We start from the raw sequence: 917 nt of genomic DNA on the forward strand, positions 1-917 counted from the left end.
TGACGGACTACTACACCAAAGTAGTCACAGCAGACTTTCTGCGTGGTCCGATAAACGCAATCTCTGTCGTTAAATGGGGCGCAACGCAAGTAGCTAGGCGAGTAAAAGGTCCAATAAAGTCGCCTTACTATACCTTTGAAGATGTCAAAAACTGGGCGACAAACAATACGGCGCTTGCCGCTGAAAACTTAATGCTAGCGCTACGGGCACATGGGTTTGATAGCTGTCCGATGGGCGGTTTTGATGAGCCCGCAATGAAAAAGCTGCTCAAACTTAGCGATGATCATCATATTGTAATGATGATTGGTGCAGGTGAGCGTTCTGATAAAGGTATTTATCACTCGCAGTTTCGCTTCGATCAAAAGCAGTTTGTTCACTATGTTTAACCTTATCTATTGTTGAGCTTTATACGGTCTATCTCGTATTTTTAACCCTTTAATAAGTGTCTGGTCTAAAGTTATTTTCTCAATTTTATGCCGTCTTTTTTGTCCTAACTTATTACTTTTTTACCAAGTCTATTAAGGATTTTCATGACTCATTCTCAAAAACCTACCTTTGATACTTTTAAAGGTTTATTTAATGAAACTGAATTTGTTTATCGTCATCTAGGTTCTAACGATGCCAAGCAAGCTGATATGCTAAGTGCTATTGGTTATAAAGACATGGCAAGTTTTATTAATGATACGGTTCCTGAACCAGTACGCATACATAGAGAGTTGGATTTGCCACTTGCGATGAGTGAGCATGCAGCGCTTGCCAAATTACGTACTATGGCAGACAACATTACCGTTAATAAAAGCTATATTGGTCAAGGCTACTCACCTGTGCGTATGCCAGCAGTGATTCAGCGTAATGTACTTGAAAATCCAGGTTGGTATACTGCTTATACGCCTTATCAGGCTGAGATCGCTCAAGGT

The 917-nt window shown here is 40.5% G+C and carries 1 protein-coding gene and 1 pseudogene; both read left to right on the forward strand.

Annotated elements, in window-relative coordinates; translation table 11 throughout:
- The coding region (locus ACS8FD_RS17885; RefSeq protein WP_439276839.1) for a nitroreductase family protein at positions 1–386 on the forward strand (386 nt) is incomplete at its 5' end.
- Between the two features lie 144 nt (positions 387–530).
- Positions 531–917, forward strand: a pseudogene (locus ACS8FD_RS17890) (glycine dehydrogenase (aminomethyl-transferring)); the annotation flags it as partial.

Source organism: Psychrobacter sp. 1U2, from assembly GCF_051847575.1.